At 75.7% G+C, this 15,395-nt stretch carries 14 protein-coding genes; 3 read left to right on the top strand and 11 right to left on the bottom strand.

Annotated elements, in window-relative coordinates; translation table 11 throughout:
- The 5 genes from ruvX to ACI8AB_RS14955 form a co-directional block, all read right to left on the bottom strand.
- A complete protein-coding gene (gene ruvX, locus ACI8AB_RS14975; RefSeq protein ID WP_456950744.1) occupies window positions 1-666 on the bottom strand; it encodes a Holliday junction resolvase RuvX in 666 nt (221 codons plus the stop codon).
- Between the two features lie 5 nt (window positions 667-671).
- Window positions 672-3,362: an alanine--tRNA ligase gene (gene alaS, locus ACI8AB_RS14970; protein WP_456950743.1), complete on the bottom strand. Its 2,691-nt coding sequence runs from the start codon at window positions 3,360-3,362 to the stop codon at window positions 672-674.
- Window positions 3,363-3,424: 62 nt separating this feature from the next.
- Window positions 3,425-3,718 (bottom strand): hypothetical protein, encoded by a 294-nt coding sequence (locus tag ACI8AB_RS14965; protein ID WP_387986802.1) that lies wholly within the window; start codon window positions 3,716-3,718, stop codon window positions 3,425-3,427.
- Entirely contained in the window at window positions 3,718-4,143 is a 426-nt protein-coding gene (locus ACI8AB_RS14960) for a DUF948 domain-containing protein (protein WP_387986799.1), read from the bottom strand. The genes ACI8AB_RS14965 and ACI8AB_RS14960 overlap by 1 nt, the downstream gene beginning before the upstream one ends.
- Window positions 4,144-4,253: 110 nt before the next feature.
- Window positions 4,254-5,627, bottom strand: coding sequence for a replication-associated recombination protein A (locus tag ACI8AB_RS14955; protein WP_456950742.1), 1,374 nt, complete (start codon window positions 5,625-5,627; stop codon window positions 4,254-4,256).
- A gap of 35 nt (window positions 5,628-5,662) precedes the next feature.
- Between ACI8AB_RS14955 and ACI8AB_RS14950 the strand changes: the two genes are divergently transcribed.
- Window positions 5,663-6,520: an aldo/keto reductase gene (locus ACI8AB_RS14950; protein WP_456950741.1), complete on the top strand. Its 858-nt coding sequence runs from the start codon at window positions 5,663-5,665 to the stop codon at window positions 6,518-6,520.
- A gap of 244 nt (window positions 6,521-6,764) precedes the next feature.
- Window positions 6,765-7,577 carry a type IV toxin-antitoxin system AbiEi family antitoxin gene (locus ACI8AB_RS14945; RefSeq protein WP_456950756.1) on the top strand — a complete coding sequence of 271 codons (813 nt, stop codon included), beginning with the start codon at window positions 6,765-6,767 and terminating at the stop codon, window positions 7,575-7,577.
- 46 nt (window positions 7,578-7,623) lie between these two features.
- Here the strand turns inward: ACI8AB_RS14945 and ACI8AB_RS14940 are convergent, their stop codons facing one another.
- Together ACI8AB_RS14940 and ACI8AB_RS14935 are read right to left on the bottom strand one after the other, a co-directional pair.
- Window positions 7,624-8,715: a pyridoxal-phosphate-dependent aminotransferase family protein gene (locus ACI8AB_RS14940; protein ID WP_456950740.1), complete on the bottom strand. Its 1,092-nt coding sequence runs from the start codon at window positions 8,713-8,715 to the stop codon at window positions 7,624-7,626.
- 10 nt (window positions 8,716-8,725) lie between these two features.
- The gene (locus tag ACI8AB_RS14935) at window positions 8,726-10,051 is read right to left on the bottom strand and encodes a glycosyltransferase (protein ID WP_456950739.1); all 1,326 of its coding nucleotides are present in this window, start codon (window positions 10,049-10,051) and stop codon (window positions 8,726-8,728) included.
- Between the two features lie 65 nt (window positions 10,052-10,116).
- Here ACI8AB_RS14935 and ACI8AB_RS14930 point away from each other — a divergent pair, with 65 nt between their 5' ends.
- A complete protein-coding gene (locus tag ACI8AB_RS14930) occupies window positions 10,117-10,632 on the top strand; it encodes an ASCH domain-containing protein (RefSeq protein ID WP_456950738.1) in 516 nt (171 codons plus the stop codon).
- 21 nt (window positions 10,633-10,653) lie between these two features.
- On the opposite strand, the gene aspS is transcribed toward ACI8AB_RS14930, so the two are convergent.
- Genes aspS through ACI8AB_RS14910 form a run of 4 tightly spaced genes read right to left on the bottom strand, consistent with a single transcriptional unit; the run spans window position 10,654 to window position 15,395 of the window.
- Window positions 10,654-12,429: an aspartate--tRNA ligase gene (gene aspS / locus ACI8AB_RS14925; RefSeq protein WP_456950737.1), complete on the bottom strand. Its 1,776-nt coding sequence runs from the start codon at window positions 12,427-12,429 to the stop codon at window positions 10,654-10,656.
- 28 nt (window positions 12,430-12,457) lie between these two features.
- Window positions 12,458-13,438, bottom strand: coding sequence for an aldo/keto reductase (locus ACI8AB_RS14920; RefSeq protein WP_456950736.1), 981 nt, complete (start codon window positions 13,436-13,438; stop codon window positions 12,458-12,460).
- Window positions 13,438-14,715 (bottom strand): histidine--tRNA ligase, encoded by a 1,278-nt coding sequence (hisS, locus tag ACI8AB_RS14915; RefSeq protein WP_456950735.1) that lies wholly within the window; start codon window positions 14,713-14,715, stop codon window positions 13,438-13,440. Before hisS ends, ACI8AB_RS14920 begins: the two co-directional genes overlap by 1 nt.
- On the bottom strand, window positions 14,712-15,395 hold the full coding sequence (locus tag ACI8AB_RS14910) for an MBL fold metallo-hydrolase (protein ID WP_456950734.1): 684 nt from the start codon (window positions 15,393-15,395) through the stop codon (window positions 14,712-14,714). Before ACI8AB_RS14910 ends, hisS begins: the two co-directional genes overlap by 4 nt.

The raw sequence follows: 15,395 nt of genomic DNA, 5'->3' as shown, positions 1-15,395 counted from the left end.
TCACGAGCGCCCCCGCTGGGCGTCGAGATACGCCTGGAGGATGACCACGGCGGCGGCCTGGTCGATCACGGGACGCTGGGCGCGGCTGTCGAGCCCGTTGGCCCGCAGGGAACTGGCTGCGGTCACGGTGGAGAGCCTCTCGTCGACGAGGTGCACGGGCACGCTGCCGATGCGCCCGGCGAGTGACCGAGAGTAGGCACGCGCTTCCCGGGCGGAGGCGCCCGACGCACCCGACAGGTGCCTCGGCTCCCCCACGATCACCTCTGTCACCTCGTGTTCCTCGACGAGGGCGGCGATCCGGTCGAGGTCGCCGCCGTCGCGGCGGCGCTCCACGGTCTCCAGCGGGCTGGCCAGCGTGCCGGTGGGGTCCGACAGCGCGACGCCGATCCGCACCGTGCCGACGTCGAGCCCGAGCCGGCGGCCCTGGCGGGACCGGCGCGGCGGCAGCGGCAGCCCCGCGGGCAGCCCCTGGGACAGGTCGATCTCGGTGGTCTCGTTGCGCACCGGCGGGAAGCCGGCACGCAGGTCGATCTGCTCGGTGCGGTGGTGCACCGGCTGCTGCGCCGGGGGCGGGGTCTGCCGGGGCCGCGACGGCGGCACCGCCGGGCGGCCCTGCACGCGCCGCTCCCCCACCGGACCGGTCTCGTCGGGGCGCTGCTCGGGCACTCCGCTCACCTCCCTGTGGCGGTCGCGACCGCCTCTTCGCCGGCCTGCAGGGCGGCGGGTATGCCGCCCGGGTCCGTGCCGCCGCCCTGGGCGACGTCGGGCTTGCCACCACCGCGGCCCCCCACCGGGGCCGCCGCGGCACGCAGCACGTCGCTGGCGGACAACCCGCGCTGCTGGGCGGCGGGGTTCAGTGCTGCGACCAGAGCCACCTTGCCCCCCGACTCCGAGGCCAGCAAGACGACCGCGGGACGCTCGCCGAGCCGCCCGCGGACGTCCAGGGCGAGGGTCCGCAGGTCACCGCCGGACAGGCCGGCCGGCGCCGCGGTGACGACGGCGACCCCGCCGACGTCCGTCGCGCCCGCCGCCAGCTGACCGGCCGCGGCCTGGGTCTGCTGGGCGCGCAGGTCGGCGACCTCCCGCTCCACGTCGCGCAGCCGGGACAGGATGCCGCCGACCCGGTCGACCAGCCCGTCGGTGGGCGACTTGAGCAGCTCGCCGAGCTGGCGCACCAGGTCGCGCTCGCGGGCCAGGTAGCGGAAGCCCTCGAGGCCGACGACGGCCTCCACGCGCCGCGCGCCCGAGCCGACCGACGACTCGCCGGTCAGCGCGAGCGTGCCGATCTGCGCGGAGCCGGCGACGTGCGTGCCACCGCACAGCTCGCGCGACCAGGGGCCGCCGATCTCGACGACGCGCACCTGCTCGCCGTAGGTCTCGCCGAACAGCGCCAGCGCGCCGATCGCCTGCGCCTCGGGCAGCGTCATGTAGGTGGCGGTGACCCGGTGGTCGGCGCGCACGGCCGCGTTGGCGACGTCCTCGATGTCGTGCCGCTGCTGCAGGGTGAGCGCCCCCTGCCAGGCGAAGTCCAGCCGCAGGTAGCCCGGGCGGTTGTAGGAGCCCGACTGCAGCGCCTGCGGGCCGAGCACCTGGCGCAGCGCGGCGTGCACCACGTGCGTGCCCGAGTGCGCCTGGCAGGCCGACAGCCGCCACTCGCGGTCCACCTCGGCGGTGAGCTCCGCGCCCTCGGCCAGCTCGCCCTCGAGGACCCGGACCTGGTGCACGACCAGGCCCTTGACCGGCCGCTGCACGTCGAGCACCTCGGCGCGGCCGCCGTCCCAGGTCAGCGTGCCGGCGTCGGCGACCTGGCCGCCGGACTCGGCGTAGAACGGCGTCCGGTCCAGGACCACGCGGGTGACCTCGCCCGGCCCGGCCGGCGCGGCCGGGGCACCCTCCTCCGCGGCGAGGTCGGCGACCAGGCCGAGCACGCGGGAGTCGGTGCGCAGGGTGGAGTAGGCCCGCCAGTCGGTGGGGCCGTGGTCGGCCAGCAGCCGGCGGTAGGCCAGGACGTCGACCGAGCCGGTGCGCTTGGCGCGGGCGTCGGCGCGGGCCCGGTCGCGCTGCTGCTGCATGAGCGCGCGGAAGCCGTCCTCGTCGACGGTCACGCCCTGCTCGGCGGCCATCTCGAGGGTGACGTCGATCGGGAAGCCGTAGGTGTCGTGCAGGGAGAACGCCTGCTCCCCCGACAGCGACGGCGTCCCGGCGGCCTTGGCCCGCGCGACGGCGGTGTCGAACAGCGCGGTGCCCGAGGCGAGGGTGCGGCGGAACGCCTCCTCCTCGGCGTAGGCCACGGCGGAGATGCGGTCGAAGTCGGTGACCAGCTCGGGGTAGCTCGCGCCCATCGCGTCGCGGGACACCGGCAGCAGCTCGGGCAGCGTGGCGGCGTCGACGCCGAGCAGCCGCATCGAGCGGACCGCGCGGCGCAGCAGCCGGCGGAGGATGTAGCCGCGGCCCTCGTTGCCGGGGGTGACGCCGTCGCCGATGAGCATCAGGCCGCTGCGGACGTGGTCGGCGACCACGCGCAGCCGGACGTCGGCGTCGTGGTCCTTGCCGTAGGTGACGCCGGCGAGGTCGGCGGCGCGGCGCAGCACCGGCGCCACCTCGTCGATCTCGTACATGTTGTCGACGCCCTGCAGCAGGAAGGCCACCCGCTCCAGGCCCATGCCGGTGTCGATGTTCTTCTTCGGCAGCTCGCCGACGATCCGGAAGTCCTCCTTGCTCCGGACGTCGGTGAGCTCGTACTGCATGAAGACGAGGTTCCAGATCTCCAGGAACCGGTCACCGGCCGTGTCGACCAGCGGGCCGCCGTCGGGGCCGTACGCGGGGCCGCGGTCGAAGTAGATCTCCGAGCACGGGCCGCCGGGGCCGTCGGCGCCGGTGTGCCAGTAGTTGTCCTTCTTGCCCAGCCGCTGGATGCGCTCGAGCGGCAGCCCGGCGATGCGGTGCCAGGCCTCGGCGGCCTCGTCGTCGTCGAGGTAGACGGTGACCCAGATGCGGTCGGGGTCGAAGCCCAGCCCGCCGTCCTCCACCCGCCCGGTGACCAGGTCCCAGGCGTGCTGGATCGCCCCCTCCTTGAAGTAGTCCCCGAAGGAGAAGTTGCCGTTCATCTGGAAGAACGTGCCGTGGCGGGTGGTCTTGCCCACCTCCTCGATGTCGAGGGTGCGCACGCACTTCTGCACGCTGGTGGCCCGCGGGAACGGCGCGGGCTCGCGGCCGGTCAGGTAGGGGATGAACGGCACCATGCCGGCGACGGTGAACAGCAGGGAGGGGTCCGGCGACACCAGCGAGGCGCTGGGGACGACGGTGTGGCCGCGCTGCTCGAAGTGCTGCAGGAAGCGGCGGCGGATCTCGGCGGTCTGCATGGCCTACTCGGTCTCCGGCGACAGGGGCAGGGTGGCGGGGGCGGCCCCCGCGGGGTGGGTGCTCAGCGGTCGGCGGCGTGGGCGCCGCGTCGCCCGGGGAGCTGGAGCTGGGTCGTGTCGCGCTCGGGCAGCGGCGCGTCGAGCCCGGTGCCGGAGCGCAGCTCCTCCTCGCGGGCCGCGGCCGCGGCGCGCACGTCGGCGCCGAACTCACCGATCGCGTCGGCGAGGTCGCGCAGGCCCTCGACCAGCGCGCCGGCGATGCCCTGCGGGGTGAGCTTCTCCGCGGCCCGGGACAGCTTGCGGACGACGAGCGCGCCGATGGTGATGCCCATCGCCAGCCAGAACAGCCGGCGCATCAGGCGGCCCGCCGGGCGGCGCGGCGCGCGCGGCGCTCGGCCTTGTCACGGGCGGCGGCCTCGGCGATCGCCTGGCCCTCGCGGCGCTTCCTCGTCGCGCTGCGGACGCCGTAGCTGAACGCGGCGACCTTGATCAGCGGGCTGCCCACGGTGGCGGCGACGACGCTGGTCAGCGCCGCGACATTGCTCGACACGTTCGCCGCGTTGCCGGTGATGTCGTCGACCCGCTCGAGGTTGCTGTTGACCTGGGCGATCGTCGTCTGCGCCTGGGTGAGGATCGGCCGGCTCTCCTCCCGGGTCTGCCGGATGGTCAGCGTGGCCTCGTCCAGCGTGCGTCCCAGCTTCAGCAGCGGGACGGCCAGCAGCAGCACCAGCAGCACCAGCGCCAGGGCGGCGATCAGTCCGGCCCACTCTCCTGCGGACACGCGGCGTCTCCTCTTCTCCGTCGGCGGCCGGCGTGGTCGGCAACGACCGGCGTGGCAACAGTAGTCGCGGCCTCCGGCGCCCATCGGGTGCGCCGGACGACGCCGGCCCGTCAGGCGCCGCGGCCCGCCCGCTCCGCGCCCCGGCTCTCCCGCGGGTGCCGGCGGACGATCGCCCGGAGCTTGCCCAGGCGGGCGCCGATGCCCGCCTCCGCGCCGCGCGGCGTGGGCCGGTAGTAGTCGCGGCCGACCAGCCCGTCGGGCGGGTACTGCTGCGGCACGATCCCGTCGGGCGCGTCGTGCGGGTAGACGTAGGTCGAGCCGTGGCCCAGCTTCTCGGCCCCGGCGTAGTGGGCGTCGCGCAGGCCGGCCGGGACCGGCCCGCCCCGGCCCGCGCGGACGTCGGCCACCGACTCGCCGATCGCCACCGTGACCGCGTTCGACTTCGGGGCGGTGGCCAGGTGGACGACGGCGTGCGCCAGCGGGAAGTGCCCCTCGGGCATGCCGATGAGCTGCACCGCCTGCGCGGCGGCGACCGCGGTCTGCAGCGCCGTCGGGTCGGCCATGCCGATGTCCTCGCTGGCGGAGATGACCAGCCGGCGGGCGATGAACCGCGGGTCCTCCCCCGCCACCACCATGCGGGCGAGGTAGTGCAGCGCGGCGTCGACGTCGCTGCCGCGGATCGACTTGATCAGCGCGCTGGCGACGTCGTAGTGCATGTCGCCCTGGCGGTCGTAGCGCACCGCCGCCTGCGCGACGGCGGTCTCCAGGGTGACCAGGTCGATCTCGGCCGCACCCGCGGCCCGCGCGGCACCCGCGCCGGACTCCAGCGCGGTCAGCGCCTTGCGCCCGTCGCCGCCGGCCACGCGCACGAGGTGCTCCTCGGCCTCGGGGCTCAGCGTGAGCGCCCCGCCGAGCCCGCGGTCGCTGGTCAGCGCCCGGTGCAGCAGCGTGCGGACGTCGTCGTCGGACAGCGGCTGCAGCGCGAGCACGAGGCTGCGGGACAGCAGCGGGCTGACGACGGAGAAGAACGGGTTCTCGGTGGTGGCGGCGATCAGGCTGACGATGCGGTCCTCGACGGCCGACAGCAGCGAGTCCTGCTGGGTCTTGGAGAACCGGTGCACCTCGTCGATGAACAGCACGGTGCGCCGGCCGGCGTAGGTGAGCTCCCGCTTGGCGGCGGTGATGACCGCCCGGACCTCCTTGACGCCGGCGTCGAGCGCCGACAGCTGCACGAACTGCCGCTTGGTGGCCAGCGAGATGACGTGCGCCAGCGTCGTCTTGCCGGTGCCCGGCGGGCCGTAGAGGACCAGCGACATCGGCTCGTCGGCCTCCACCAGGCGGCGCAGCGGCGCCCGCGGGCCGAGCAGGTGGGACTGGCCGACGACCTCGTCGAGGGAGCGCGGGCGCATGCGCACCGCCAGCGGCGCGCCCGGGTCGACGACGTCGCTCCCGGCCTCCGCCGGCTCGTCGAACAGGCTCGTCACGGGTAGCGACGCTACCCGCGGGGCACGACAGCCCCGTGCAGCAGCGACGCATCGGAGACCGCACCGTCAGCGCGATCGGCCTGGGGGCCATGCCCCTGTCGACCAAGACCGAGCGGCCGACCCGCGAGGAGGCGGTCGCCGTCGTCCACGCGGCGCTGGACGCCGGCGTGACCCTGGTCGACACCGCCGACGCCTACGCCCGCGACGAGGCCGAGTTCGGGCACAACGAGACGCTCGTGGCCGAGGCGCTGGCCTCCTGGGGCGGCGATCCCTCGCAGGTGCTCGTGGCGACCAAGGGCGGGCACACCCGGCGGGGCACCGACTGGGAGCTCGACGGGTCGCCGGCCCACCTGCGACGGGCGTGCGAGGCCTCGCTGCGGCGGCTGGGCGTGGACGCGATCGGGCTGTACCAGTACCACCGGCCCGACCCGGACACGCCGTGGGAGGACTCGATGGGCGCGCTGCGGCAGCTCGCCGACGACGGCCTGGTGCAGATGGTCGGCATCTCCAACGCCGACGTCGCGCAGATCGACGTCGCCCGCGCCATCGTCGGCCCGGCGCTGGCGGCCGTGCAGAACCAGTTCTCGCCGGGGTGGCGGTTCTCGGCCGACGAGGTGCAGCACTGCGCGGCGCACGGGCTCGCGTTCCTGCCGTGGAGCCCGTTCGGCGGTGTGACCGCGGCCGGGTCGCTGTCGGCCACCGCGCCGGCGTTCGCGGAGGTCGCGTCCGAGCTGGGCGTGTCGGTGTACCGGGTGACGCTGGCCTGGCACCTCGCCCAGGCCGACGTCGTCGTGCCCATCCCCGGCGCGTCGCGGCCGGCGTCCATCCAGGACTCGGCCGCCGCGGCCGACCTGGAGCTCACCCGGGACCAGCTGGCCCGCCTGAACGGCTGAGGCTCCGTGTCGATCACCGGGTGCGTGCACGACACCGCGCGGGACACGCCGCGCCTCCGTGCACGGATCCGATGATCACGGACGACGGCCCGTCGCGACGCACAGCCGACCGCTCCGTCCACAGATGACCGGGCACGGGGTCACGCACGCGGCCGGACCCGACGGTGGCCGGGTGGAACCCCTGGATCTCGGTTCGAGCTGAACGTGGCGAGACGCACGGGCCCGTGGCGCCACCCGGCGGCAGATCGCGGCGGGCGGCGAGGAACGGAGCCGCGGCCTCTACCTCTCGTACGCCGAGGCGGCCTCGTTCCGCGCCCGGTGTGCGGCCTGGACCCGCCTGCTGCCGCCGGACGCCGCCTTCGGGCTGGAGAGCGCCGCGGTGCTGCACGGCGCCCACCGTGACCCTCCACCTGAGGTACAGGTGGTGCTGCGCCCGCGGCCGGTCCTCCCGGAGCGGCGCGGCCTGGTCGTCGCGGTGAGGCAGCTCCGGCGCGAGGACGTCGTCGTCGCGGGCGGTCTGCGTGTCACCTCGGGCGCGCAGACCCTCCTCGACCTGGCGGCCGTCCTGCCGCCCGCCGGGCTGGTCGCGATCGGCGACGCGCTGCTGCGCACCGGGGCCCTGACGCGCGACTCGCTCGACTCACGTCTCCGCCGCGCCGACCGGGTGCGCGGCGTCGTGCGGGCGCGCGAGTGCGCCGGCCTGCTCGACGGACGGGCCGCGTCCCGTCCCGAGAGCCTGCTGCGGTACTGGCTCACCACCAGCGACCTGCCCGCGCCCGAGCCCCAGTTGCCGGTGCACGACCGCTGCGGCCGGGTGGTCGCGCACGCCGACCTGGGCTGGCGCCGCCACCGGGTGGCCGTCGAGTACGAGGGCCGGCAGCACGCTGGCACCGGCCAGTTCGGGCGCGACGTCGACCGCTACTCGCTCATGGCGGCCGACGGCTGGCTGGTGCTGCGCTTCGCCGGACGGCACCTGTCCGGGCCGGCCGTGGTGGTCGAGCGGTCGCGCGGCGCGCTGCTCAGCCGCGGCTGGCGTCCGGGCACCGCGCCGTCGTGATCATCGGAAGCGTGCACGCACCCGATGGTCGACGCGCGGCGCCGGCTCAGCGGCCCAGGACCTCGCGCAGCGCGGCGAGCACCAGGGCGACCGTGTCGGGGCGGGCGTTGTGGCCCATGAGCCCGATCCGCCAGACCGTGGCCGCGTACGCGCCGACGCCGCCGCCGATCTCCAGGTCGTAGCGCTCGAGCAGCTCCTTGCGGACGGCCGCGGAGTCGACGCCGTCGGGCACCCGCACGGTGGTGAGCTCCGGCAGCCGGTGCCCCTCCGCGGCGAACAACTCCAGGCCCATCTCCTGCAGGCCCTCGTGCAGCAGCCGGCCGGCCTCGGCGTGCCGGGCGTGCACCGCGTCCAGGCCCTCGTCGAGGATCCGGCCGAGCCCGGCGTGCAGCGACACGACCATCCCGGTCGGCGCGGTGTGGTGGTAGGTGCGGCCACCCGACCCGGCCGCCTCCCCCGCGTAGCCGCCGAGCATGCCGAGGTCGAGGTACCAGCTGCGCGGCTTCTCCACCCGCCGCTCCCACGCGCGGTCGGAGATGGTGAACGGCGCCAGCCCGGGCGCGACGCCCAGGCACTTCTGCGAGCCGGCGTAGGCGAGGTCGACGCCCCAGTCGTCCAGCCGCACCGGGATGCCGCCCAGCGAGGTCACGCAGTCGGCGAGCAGCAGCGCGTCGCCCCTGCCGGCCGCGAGCGGCTCCAGGTCCGACAGCACGCCCGTCGAGGTCTCCGCGTGGACGGCGGCGATCAGCTTCGGCGCGGGGTGCGCCTCCAGGACCCGGGAGGCGTCCACGGGCGAGCCCCACTCGTGGTCGACCCGCACCACCTCGGCGCCGCACCGGGACGCGACGTCGACCATCCGCTCGCCGAAGAGCCCGTTGACCGCCACGACGACGACGTCGCCCGGCCCCACGGTGTTGACGAACGCCGCCTCCATCCCCGCCGAGCCGGTCGCCGACAGCGGCAGCGTGCGCCGGTTGGCCGTGCCGAAGACGGTGCGCAGCCGCTCGGAGGTCTCGTCGAGGACGCCGAGGAACACCGGGTCGAGGTGGCCGAGCAGCGGCTGCCCGAGGGCGACCGTCGCCTCCGGGTAGGGGTTGGAGGGGCCGGGACCGAGCAGGGTGCGGGCGCGCAGCGGCATGCGCCGCACCCTAGGACCGGCCTCCCGCGACCGCTCCCCCGACACCCCACGGGTCGGGGTCGGCGCGCTCCAGCGGACCGCCCTCGGCGACCAGCCGTTCCAGCAGGTCGGCGGCGGCGGCCGCCCCGCCGTGCCGGGCCAGGGACGCCGCCACGGCCGCCGCCCGCGCGCGCAACGAGGGGTCGGCGAGCACCCGGTCCACCGCGGCGGCCACCTGCCGCGGCGCGGGTCGGCCGGTGCGCAGGTCGACGCCGGCGCCGGAGGCGGCCACCCGGCGGGCGATCTCCGGCTTGTCGAGCGTGCCGCCGGCGACCACCAGCGGCACCCCGGCCCCGAGCGCCGCCAGCACGCCGCCCCAGCCGCCGTTGGTGACCACCACCGCCGTCCGCGGCAGCAGCAGGTCGTACGGGAGGAACTCCGCCTGCCGCGCGTTCGGTGGCACGGCGTCCGCCGGCACCGCCCCGGACCCGGTGGCGGCCGCGACCACGACGTCGGCGCCGGCCAGTCCGCGCAGGGCCGGGAGGAGCAGGTCGCGCGGGTCGACGTCGTAGGTGCCCTGGGTGACGTGCACGACCGGGCGGCCGTCGGCGAGCAGCCCGGGCCACCACGACGGCGGCTCGCGGCCGGCGGCCGGCGGCGCGAGCTGCCCGACGAAGTGCACCTGACGGGGCAGGTCGCTGCGGGGGTGCTCGAGCTCGGGGACGCCGTGGGCGAGCACCAGCTGCGGCGAGGCGAACGCCTCCAGCGCCGTGGACCGCGCCGGCGGCAGGCCGGCCTCGGCGCGCACCTCGGTGAGGACGGCGTCGATGCGGCGCACCAGCGTGCGCGCCACCAGCGCCCGCAGCGCGGCGTCGCGGGCCCGCCCGAGCCGGCCGCGCCCGGGCAGCAGGCCGGTGCCGAACGGCGGGAGGTCCCGCGACGGCATCGACAGCGGCACCAGCGACACCGATGCCCACGGGGTCCCGGTGCGCTCGGCGACCAGGCTGCATCCCAGCGCCAGCTGGTCGCTGACCAGCAGGTCCACCGGCCCGGCGGCCTCGACGTCCCGCGCCTGGCCCGCGCCGGTGCGCAGGAACACGTGCTCGAGGTTCGTGGCCACCGCGCGCATGCCGCGGCCGTCGCCCACCTGCGGGAACGTCGCGCGCAGGTCGGTGTCGTCGAAGTCCGGCGCCCGCTCCCACGGCAGCCAGGACGCCCCGACCGCGGTGAACCGCGCGGCGTACCGCCGGCCGGTGTAGGCGACCACCTCGTGCCCGCGGGCGGTCAGCTCCCCGGCCAGCGCGGCCATGGGCGCCGCGTGGCCGGCGAAGGGCATCGCGGCGACCACCACGCGCATCGCAGACCTCCGTCCGTGCGCGCGCAGTCTCCCGCCGCGGCACCCGGCGCGTCGAGGATGGGCCGGTGAGCACCGACGACGCACCGGCCGCGCCGCGCCGCGAGGAGGCCGCCGCGATGTGGCGGGAGTACACCGCGAGCCGGCCGGGCGGCGGCCCGCCCGAGGACGAGCCGCCCGTCGAGCGCTTCGGCGACAGCCGCGCGCTCGCCGACGAGCTGGTCGGGCTGGTGCTCGCCGGCACCAAGCGGGCCACCGCGGCCCTGGTCGCGGACTTCGTGTACGAGGGCGTGCCGCTGCCCCGCATCGGCGGGCACTGGATCGCCTGCGACGGCGAGGGCCGCCCGCGCGTGGTCCTGCGCAGCACCGAGCTGCGCATCGGCCGTCTCGACAGCGTCGACGACGCCTTCGCGTGGGACGAGGGCGAGGACGACCGCACCCGCGCGAGCTGGCTCGAGGGCCACCTGCGCTACTTCACCCGCACGCAGCAGGCCCGGGGGCAGACCTGGGACGACGCGCTCGAGGTCGTGTTCGAGCGCTTCCGCGTCGTCTGGCCGCCCGAGGTGGCCGACCGGGCCGGCTGAGCAGCCGGCCCGGCCGGGCCCTCACCTGGTCGGGTCGCTCGGGCCGGGGGCGCCGGGCTCGCCGGGCAGCGCGGGCTCGTCGGCGACGGCGTCGATGCCCGCCTCCTTGCGCTGCGCGTCGGTGATCGGCGTCGGCGCGCCGGTCAGCGGGTCGTAGCCGGCGCCGGTCTTCGGGAACGCGATGACCTCGCGGATCGACTCGACCCCGGCCAGCAGCGCGGTCAGCCGGTCCCAGCCGAGCGCGGCGCCGGCGTGCGGCGGCGGGCCGTAGGCGAACGCCTCGAGGAAGAACCCGAAGCGCTCGCGGGCCTCCTCGCGGGACATGCCGAGGGTCTCGAACACCCGCTCCTGCAGCTCCGGGTCCGCGATCCGGACCGACCCGCTGGCCAGTTCGTTGCCGTTGACGACGAGGTCGTAGGCGTCCGACAGCGCGTTGGCCTTGTCCTCGGCGAACCGCTCCCGCCACTCCGGGGTGGGCGAGGTGAACGGGTGGTGCATGAACGTCCAGTCGCCGTCCTCGGTCTCCTCGAACATCGGGAAGTCGACGACGAACAGGAACGACCAGGAGCCGGGCTCGACGAGCTCCAGCCGCCGGGCGATCTCGTTGCGCGCGGCACCGAGCAGCTCCTGGGAGGACCGGCGCGGGCCCGCGGCGAAGAACACGCAGTCCCCCGGGTTCGCGCCGACGGCGGCCACCAGCCCCTCGCGCTCGGCGTCGGAGACGTTCTTGGCCACCGGGCCGCCGAGCGTGCCGTCCTCGCCGACGGTCACGTACGCCAGGCCCCGGTAGCCCCGCGAGCGGGCCCAGTCCTGCCAGGCGTCGAACGCCCGCCGCGGCTGGGAGCCGCCGCCGGGCATGACCACCGCGCCGACGTAGGGCGCCTGGAACACCCGGAACGGCGTGTCGGCGAAGAACTCCGTGAGCTCGGTGAGCTCGACGCCGAAGCGCAGGTCGGGCTTGTCCGACCCGAACCGGTCCATCGCCTCGCGGTAGGTCATCCGCGGGATCTCGGGCACGTCGTAGGAGGCCAGCTCGCGCCACAGCGCCCGGACGACGTCCTCGACGATCGCGAGCACGTCGTCGCGCTCGACGAAGCTCATCTCGAAGTCGAGCTGGGTGAACTCCGGCTGCCGGTCGGCGCGGAAGTCCTCGTCCCGGAAGCAGCGCGCGATCTGGTAGTAGCGCTCCAGCCCGCCGATCATCAGCAGCTGCTTGAACAGCTGCGGCGACTGCGGCAGCGCGTACCACTTGCCCGGCTGCAGCCGCACCGGCACGAGGAAGTCGCGCGCGCCCTCGGGGGTGGAGCGGGTGAGGTCGGGCGTCTCCACCTCGGTGAAGCCGTGCCCGGCCATGACGCCGCGGGCGACCCGGTTGACCTCGCTGCGCAGCCGCAGGATCCGGGCCGGGCCCTGCCGCCGCAGGTCGAGGTAGCGGTACTTGTAGCGGACGTCGTCGCTCGCGGCCTGGTCGGTCTCGATCGGGAACGGCAGCGGCGCCGACGGCGAGAGCACCCGCAGCTCGGCCGCGGCCACCTCGATCTCACCCGTGGGCAGCTCGGGGTTCTCGTTGCCCGCCGGCCGCTGCCGGACCTCGCCGGTCACCAGCACGCAGAACTCGTTGCGGAGGGCGTGCGCCTCCTCCTCGCGGACGACGACCTGGACGTAGCCCGAGGCGTCGCGCAGGTCGACGAAGACGACGCCGCCGTGGTCGCGCCGGCGGGCCACCCAGCCGGCGAGCGTGACGGTGGAACCGGCGTCGGACGCGCGCAGCGTGCCGGCGTCGTGGGTGCGGAGCACGGTCAGGCCTCTCTCGGGGAAGGGGGGATCACCAGCGGTCGTGGACGTGCTGCCGGATGCGCTCGTCGTAGAGCCGCTCGAGGTCGGCGAGCTCGGCGTCGGTCAGCGGCGCGAGGTCGGCGGCGGCGACGTTCGACCGCACCTGCTCCACCGAGCGGGCGCCGGGGATGACGCAGGTGACGCCGGGCTGCTGGACCACCCAGCGCAGCGCCACCTGGGCCGGCGAGCGGTCGCCGCAGATGGCCGTGAACTCGCGCGCGGCGGCCACGCCGACCTCGTAGGGCACGCCGGCGAAGGTCTCGCCGACGTCGAAGGCCTCGCCGTTGCGGTTGAAGTTCCGGTGGTCGTCGGCGCCGAACGTCGTCGACTCGTCGTACTTCCCGGACAGCAGGCCGCTGGCCAGCGGCACCCGCGCCAGGATGCCGACGCCGCGCGCGGCCGCGGCCGGCAGCAGCTCCTCCAGCGGCTTGCGGCGGAAGACGTTGAGGATCACCTGGATCGTCGCCACGCCGGGGTGCTCCAGGGCGGTCAGCCCCTCGGCGACGGTCTCCACCGAGACGCCGTAGGCCGCGATCGCGCCGTCCTCGACGAAGGAGTCGAGCGCGTCGTACACCCGCTGGTCGGAGTAGACCGCGGTCGGCGGGCAGTGCAGCTGCACCAGGTCGAGGGTGTCGACGCCGAGGTTGCGCCGCGACCGGTCGACCCAGGCCCGCAGGTTCTCCGGGGTGTACTGCGCGGCCTCGAACGGGTCGGCGCGGCGGCCGGCCTTCGTGGCCACGAACGGCCGCTCCGACCGGGCGGCCAGCGCCTTGCGGATGCGCTCCTCGCTGCGGCCGTCGCCGTAGACGTCGGCGGTGTCGAGCAGGGTCACGCCGCCGTCGAGCGCCGCCTCCAGGACGGCGAGGGCGCGCTCGTCGTCGACGTCGCCCCAGTCACCGCCCAGCTGCCAGGTGCCCAGGCCGACGACGCCGACCTCCGCGCCGGTCCGTCCGAGGGGTCGGGTCTCCATCACTCGCTCACCACTCCCGTAGCAACCGCAGCTCTCAGCGCCTCGAACAGGTCACCCACGGGGACGGCGCGCTGCTCCCCCGTGCGCAGGTCCTTCAGCTGGCCGACGCCCTCGGCCAGGTCCCGCTCGCCGACGACGACCGCGTGCGAGGCACCCGACCGGTCGGCGGCCTTCATCGCGCCCTTGAGCCCGCGGTCGCCGTAGACGGTGTCCGCGGACACACCCGCCTCGCGCAGCTGCCCGACCAGCCGGACCGCCAGCCGCTTGGCGTCGGCGCCCAGCGGCACGACGAACGCCCGCACGCCGGACGCGGCGGCGACGTCGAGCCCCTCGGCCTCCACGGCCAGCAGCGTCCGGTCGACGCCGACGGCGTACCCGATGCCGCTCACGTCCGGGCCGCCGAGCGCCGCGGACAGCCCGTCGTAGCGCCCGCCGCCCCCGATCGCCGACTGCGCGCCCAGCCCGGAGTGGACGAACTCGAACGTCGTCTTCGTGTAGTAGTCCAGCCCGCGCACCAGCCGGGGCGCCTCGGTCCAGGTCACGCCGAGGTCGGTCAGGTGCTGGCGGACGGCGTCGTAGTGCGCCTTCGTGGAGTCCGACAGGTGGTCGACCATCAGCGGGGCGTCCTCGAGCTGGGCCTGCACCTCGGGCCGCTTGTCGTCGAGCACCCGCAGCGGGTTGATCTCCGCCCGGCGCCGGGTCTCCTCGTCGAGGTCCAGCTTCTCCAGGTAGGCGACGAGCAGCTCGCGGTACTGCGGCCGGCAGGTGGCGTCACCGAGCGAGGTGAGCAGCAGCTCGAAGTCCCGCAGGCCCAGGTCGCGGAACCCCTGCACGCCCAGCGCCACGACCTCGGCGTCCAGCGCGGGGTCGTCGACGCCGAGGGCCTCCATGTCCACCTGCGTGAAGTGCCGGTACCGGCCGGCCTGCGGGCGCTCGTAGCGGAACGCCGAGCCGACGGTCCACAGCTTCACCGGCAGCGGCCCGGTGTGCAGCCGGTGCTCGATGAACGCGCGCATGAGCCCGGCGGTGAGCTCGGGGCGCAGCGTGAGCGAGCGGCCGCCGCGGTCGTCGAAGGTGTACATCTCCTTCGTCACGACGTCGGTGGACTCACCCACGCCGCGGGAGAACACCGCGGTCTCCTCGAACACCGGCGTCTCGACGTAGCCGTAGCCGGCCCGCCGCAGCGGCGCGGTGAGCGTCTCGCGGACGGCGAGGAAGCGCGCCGAGTCCGGCGGCAGGACGTCGAAGGTGCCCTTGGGCGCGCTCAGCCCGCTCACAGTCCGCGTCCCCTCGGAGCCGACGCGGCCTCGGCGAGGTACGGGTTGGTCGCCCGCTCGCGCCCGATCGTCGTCGCCGGGCCGTGGCCGGGCAGCACGACGGTCTCGTCGTCCAGCGGCAGGACCACCTCGCGCAGCGAGGTGAGCATCGCCTCCCAGGAGCCGCCGGGCAGGTCCACCCGGCCGACCGACCCGGCGAACAGCACGTCGCCGGCCAGCAGGCCGGGGGCCTCCCCGAGGTCGAGGGAGAAGACCACCGATCCCTGCGTGTGGCCGGGCGCGTGGCGGACGGTCAGCTCGACGCCGGCCAGCGGGAGGACGGCGCCGTCGGCGAGCGGCTCGACCTCGGTGGGGTCGGGCAGCCGGACGCCGGTGATCAGCGGCGCCAGCGCCGGCCCGTGCCAGCGCGCGGGGTCGGCGAGCATGCCCGAGTCGTCGGGGTGCAGGTAGGCCGGGATGTCGTAGCCCTCGCAGACGGGCAGCACGGAGAAGGTGTGGTCGAGGTGGCCGTGGGTGAGGACGACGGCGACCGGCTTGAGGCCGTCGTCGGCGAGCACCCGGGCCAGCGGCTCGACCGCGTCCATGCCCGGGTCGACGACGACGCACTCCTGGCCGGGCCCGGGGGCGACGGCGTAGCAGTTGGTGCCGAAGGCGCCGGCCGGGAACGAGCGGATGAGCAC

The sequence above is a fragment of the Geodermatophilus sp. SYSU D00698 genome, assembly GCF_054050335.1.
The sequence above is the reverse complement of the archived record's forward strand: the minus strand, read 5'-3'. Positions and strand labels throughout refer to the sequence as shown.